This window comes from Paeniglutamicibacter sp. MACA_103 (assembly GCF_045798555.1).
GTDB lineage: Bacteria > Actinomycetota > Actinomycetes > Actinomycetales > Micrococcaceae > Paeniglutamicibacter.
Genome location: NZ_JBIXLN010000091.1, coordinates 1 through 4282, shown reverse-complemented (window position 1 = coordinate 4282; position 4282 = coordinate 1). Strand labels below are relative to the sequence as shown.

The 4282-nt window shown below is 64.4% G+C and carries 4 protein-coding genes; 1 reads left to right on the top strand and 3 read right to left on the bottom strand.

All coding sequences use genetic code 11. The features are described from left to right. Nucleotides 1–47: 47 nt before the first annotated feature. The 3 genes from ACIPVK_RS21550 to lipB are packed head-to-tail and all read right to left on the bottom strand — an operon-like array spanning nt 48 to nt 2513. Nucleotides 48–803 (bottom strand): DUF4191 domain-containing protein, encoded by a 756-nt coding sequence (locus ACIPVK_RS21550; RefSeq protein WP_407614028.1) that lies wholly within the window; start codon nt 801–803, stop codon nt 48–50. A 31-nt stretch (nt 804–834) separates the two neighbouring features. Continuing rightward, a complete protein-coding gene (gene lipA, locus ACIPVK_RS21545) occupies nt 835–1836 on the bottom strand; it encodes a lipoyl synthase (RefSeq protein ID WP_407614027.1) in 1002 nt (333 codons plus the stop codon). Beyond that, nucleotides 1833–2513 carry a lipoyl(octanoyl) transferase LipB gene (gene lipB, locus ACIPVK_RS21540; protein WP_407614029.1) on the bottom strand — a complete coding sequence of 227 codons (681 nt, stop codon included), beginning with the start codon at nt 2511–2513 and terminating at the stop codon, nt 1833–1835. The genes lipA and lipB overlap by 4 nt, the downstream gene beginning before the upstream one ends. Nucleotides 2514–2616: 103 nt before the next feature. Here lipB and ACIPVK_RS21535 point away from each other — a divergent pair, with 103 nt between their 5' ends. After that, a complete protein-coding gene (locus ACIPVK_RS21535) occupies nt 2617–4230 on the top strand; it encodes a serine/threonine protein kinase (RefSeq protein ID WP_407614026.1) in 1614 nt (537 codons plus the stop codon). Nucleotides 4231–4282: the final 52 nt, after the last annotated feature.

Genomic DNA, 4282 nt, shown 5'->3' with positions numbered 1-4282 from the left:
CCCCAAAAACCCCCCCACTTTTCTTCAACGGATCTCGTGCCTTAGCGTCAGCGCATTTGCTTGCGGTTGGGGCGGGCCCGGTTGGGGTCGATTCCCTTCGGAATCGGTAGCTTCGCGCTGCCAAGGGTGCTCAAGCGCTTGTCGACTGCGCTGATCTCCAGCTTGGTGATCGATTTGGGAAGCTTCTTCATCGCCTTGCCGACCTCGGCAAGCGGGGTCTGGCCTTCCTCGTTGCCGGCGTTGATCACGTGGATCGGAACGTTGGGAAGCACGCGGCCCATGCGCTTGCGCTCGGCGTCGACGAGGGTGCGAACACGGGTGTTCGGTCCTTCTGTGACCAGCACGACGCCTGCGCGGCCAATGCCCATGAACACCAGGTCCTTGGTGCGCGGGTTCACGGCAACCGGCTCGTCCTTCAGGATCCAGCCGCGGCGCAACACGCTCATGGCCGCTCCGGCTGCACCGGGACGTCCCTCAAGCTGCGTGAAGGCGGCCTTCTCGGCGCGGCGGGAAAGGATCATGGTTGCCGCGAGCAAGGCGAGCGGCAGGGCGATCAGGACCGCGGTGATCCAGTTGTTGATCAGCAGGCCAATGATCAGGCCCACAACAAGGACGCCGAGGGCAGCCAGAATCATCAGCCAGACGACCATGGGGTCGTTCTTGCGGGTCATCTGGAAGACCTGGCCCAGCTGTTTCAGCCGGCCCGGTTCCTTGTTGGCCTTCTCGGCCTTCGGCTTGCGCGAGAACAGTCCGCGCTTAGGACTTGCAGCCTCGGACGAGGCGTTATTGGTGTTTTTGGCCATAGTGATTCAATTCTACGCGATCCGGAACCGGCTAGGAGCCGACGAGCGAAGAAGCCTCCTGGCGGGTGTCGCCGGAGCTGGCAATGTGCGCCAGGGCCTCCGGGATTGCATTGCCCTTCTTGCGCATGGCGGCGGCCCAAAGGCGACCGGCACGGTAGGAGGAACGCACCAACGGCCCGCTCATGACGCCAAGGATTCCCATTTCCTCGGCTTCCTGCTGCAGCTCCACGAATTCATGGGGCTTGACCCAGCGCTCGACCGGGTGGTGGCGCTCGGTGGGGCGCAGGTACTGGGTGATGGTGAGCAGGTCGCAGCCGGCATCCACGAGGTCCTTGATGGCCTCGGTGATCTCCTCGCGGGTTTCACCCATGCCCAGGATCAGGTTGGACTTGGTGATCATGCCGTTGGCACGGCCCTGCGAGATGACGTCCAGGGAGCGCTCGTAACGGAATGCGGGGCGGATGGACTTGAACAGTCGCGGCACCGTTTCAAGGTTGTGCGCGTAGACTTCCGGGGCAGAGGCGCAAATCTCGTCGAGGTGCTCGGGCTTGCCCGAGAAGTCGGGGATCAAGAGCTCGACGCCGGTGCCGGGGTTCAGCTGGTGGATGCGGCGAACGGTTTCGGCGTAAAGCCAGGTTCCCTCGTCTTCGAGGTCGTCGCGGGCAACGCCGGTGACGGTGGCGTAGCGCAGGCCCATCTTCTTCACGCTCATGGCGACCTTGAAGGGCTCGGCGCGGTCGATGGGCTGGGGCTTGCCGGTGTCGATCTGGCAGAAATCGCAGCGGCGGGTGCATTCCGAGCCGCCGATGAGGAAGGTTGCTTCCTTGTCTTCCCAGCATTCGAAGATGTTGGGGCAGCCGGCCTCTTCGCAGACGGTGTTCAGGCCCTCGGACTTGACGAGCTTCTTCAGTCCCACGTATTCGGGGCCGATGTTGATCTTTGCCTTGATCCACTCGGGCTTGCGCTCAACCGGGGTTTCGGAATTTCGCTGCTCGATGCGCAGCAGGCGGCGACCTTCGGGTGCGGCACTCATGAACGGGCTCCTTCGGGGGTTGTGGCAGTGAGCGAAACAATCGGGCTCAACAAGGCATCCAGCTCTTGCTCGACGCGGTCGAGGACATCGGCCGGGCTGACCGTGATCCCGGTTTCCAGGCTGATGCTCGTGACGCCGGCGTCGGTGATTCCACAGGGGATGATCTGTGCATACGGTGCCAGGTCGTTGGAGCAGTTCAAGGCAAAACCGTGCATGGTCACGCCGTGGTCGACGCGGATCCCGATCGCGGCAAGTTTGCGGTCCTGGCCGCCGTCGGTCCCGGCAACCCACACTCCGCTGCGCCCCTTGATCCGGGTCGCGGCGATGCCGTAGCCGACTGCAACGTTGATCAGGGCTTCTTCGAGTGTCGAGACGTATTCGCGGATGCCCTTCATGTCCGACAAGCGAACGATCGGGTACCCCACCAACTGGCCCGGGCCATGCCAGGTGAGCTTGCCGCCGCGATCGACATCGATCACCGGGGTGCCGTCCACCGGCAGGTCTTCAGGTTCGGTTCTGCGTCCGGCCGTGTAAACGGCCGCATGTTCCAAGAGGAAAACGACGGGCCCCGATTCCCCTTCCGTTACGTCTTTGTGTACCTGGCGCTGCATGTCCCATGCAACGCGGTAATCGACCAGCTCGGGGGCATGGCCAATTCGCTCGAATTTGATGGTCATGGCGACAACAGTACGCGCTTCCCGGGGCGCCCTCGAATCCGCTACCCATTGTTGCTTGTGGATAACTTGAGCACGGGAAACCCAATGCGAGTAGAACAGAACCATGGAATCCCAGGAAGAGCCAATGCAAGTCCCGCGAATCGATGGATTTCGCACACTTCGGCACTTGGATGAGGGCTCAGGCAGCAGCGTATGGGTCGTGGAGAACGGCACGACGCACGAGGAACTGGTCGTTAAGATCCTCGGTGGCGACGCTCCCGAAAGTGTCGTTGAATCCGAGGCGCTGCGCCTCGAGCATGAATTCCTTGTCGAGTCGTTCGGCCTGCTCGAGACCTCCATCGGTCCGGGAATCTTGATGGAGTACTGCCCTGCCGGTTCCGTGGCCCAGGTGGTGGCGGTGCGCGGACCTCTGAGCGTGGGGGAGACCATTACCGTGATGGCGCCGATCGCCGAGGCCCTGGCATTCCTGCACGCGCGGGGGCTGACCCACGGGGACCTGAGCCCGCGCAACATACTCTTCACGGCGGCAGGCAAGCCAAAGCTGGGGGACTTCGGCACGCACCGAGCCGTGGGCGAGACGCCGGGGGAGTACGGAACACAGGGATTCTGCGCCCCCGAGTGCGGTATGCGTGCCGGTTCCGGAGGACTGGAACCGGCACGGGACGTCTATTCCCTGGCAGCATGCGCCTGGTATCTGTTGACCGGGCGACCTCCCAACGCCACGAACAGCAGGGTTCCGCTGGGGGCGATGGTCCCGGAAGTCAATGACGAATTCGCGAAATTGCTGGAGCAGGGACTGGACCCGGATCCGGAGCGTCGACCGAGCGCGGCCCAGTTTGGGCAACGGATCTTTGTTGCGGGGGAGCCTGAGGCCGTGGAGCTCAGCGCTGCGATTGAACCGGAAGCGCTCAAACATATGCTCACCACCCGTCAAACCCCGGCTGCGGCAGGGTTGCTGGGCAGGGGACGGCGCACCGGCAGCCCGACGGCGGCTGACAAGGAAATGCTCAAGGAACGCAAGGCCCAAATCAAGGCCCAACAGAAGCCGGTGCCGAGACGGCTCCGGGCGGCGTTTGACGCCAATGCCGGCCTGCCAGCGCATGAACGGGCCGCAGGCGGGGAAGGACGCTGGGCCCAACAACACCGGATCCACGGATTGAGGCCCGGAAACCGACGCATGGCCGCCGCAGTGGCCATCGGGTTGTTGGTGGTGGCCATGGCCGCGGTGGCCACCAGCATGCTCAAGGAAGCCAACGAGCCGGCCGTGGCAGGGGCGCCGCAAGCCCCTGCGCAGGTCATGCCGGCGGCTCCCGGTGGCACCCCGGACTCGGGACGCGAACTGGTGCTGGTGGCGGCCGACTTGTCTGCGCGTCGCGACCGGGCCCTGATGGCCGGGAACCCCAAGGAATTGCGGAAGGTCCATGCGGCAGGCTCACCGGCGCTGGCGGCGGATGAAAAGGTTGTGTCGCGCATGCGGGGCCTGGAATTGCGGCTCGTGGCGCTTGAGACGCACCTGAGCGATGTTGCCGTATTGCCGGGGGAGAAATCGGGGGAGGCGAGAATCGAGGCGACGAGCGTGCAAGGCGGCTACCGTTATCTGGATCGCAATGGCAGGGTCATCGTGAGTGCCAAGGGGTCCGAAAGCCAGCGGGTCCTCATGGTCCTGCGATTCACGGAGGGTGCTTGGCGGATGTGGCAGGTGACCACGGCGAGGTGACACCCGCGGGCCGGTGTTGCCGGGGCCCCCGGCCCGCCCCCGCCCCCCCCCC

What these genes read in the sequence shown, in the direction of transcription:
- ACIPVK_RS21550 (WP_407614028.1), bottom strand. Translation starts at nt 803, where the DNA reads ATGGCCAAAAACACCAATAACGCCTCGTCCGAGGCTGCAAGTCCTAAG.
- lipA (WP_407614027.1), bottom strand. Translation starts at nt 1,836, where the DNA reads ATGAGTGCCGCACCCGAAGGTCGCCGCCTGCTGCGCATCGAGCAGCGA.
- lipB (WP_407614029.1), bottom strand. Translation starts at nt 2,513, where the DNA reads ATGACCATCAAATTCGAGCGAATTGGCCATGCCCCCGAGCTGGTCGAT.
- ACIPVK_RS21535 (WP_407614026.1), top strand. Translation starts at nt 2,617, where the DNA reads ATGGAATCCCAGGAAGAGCCAATGCAAGTCCCGCGAATCGATGGATTT.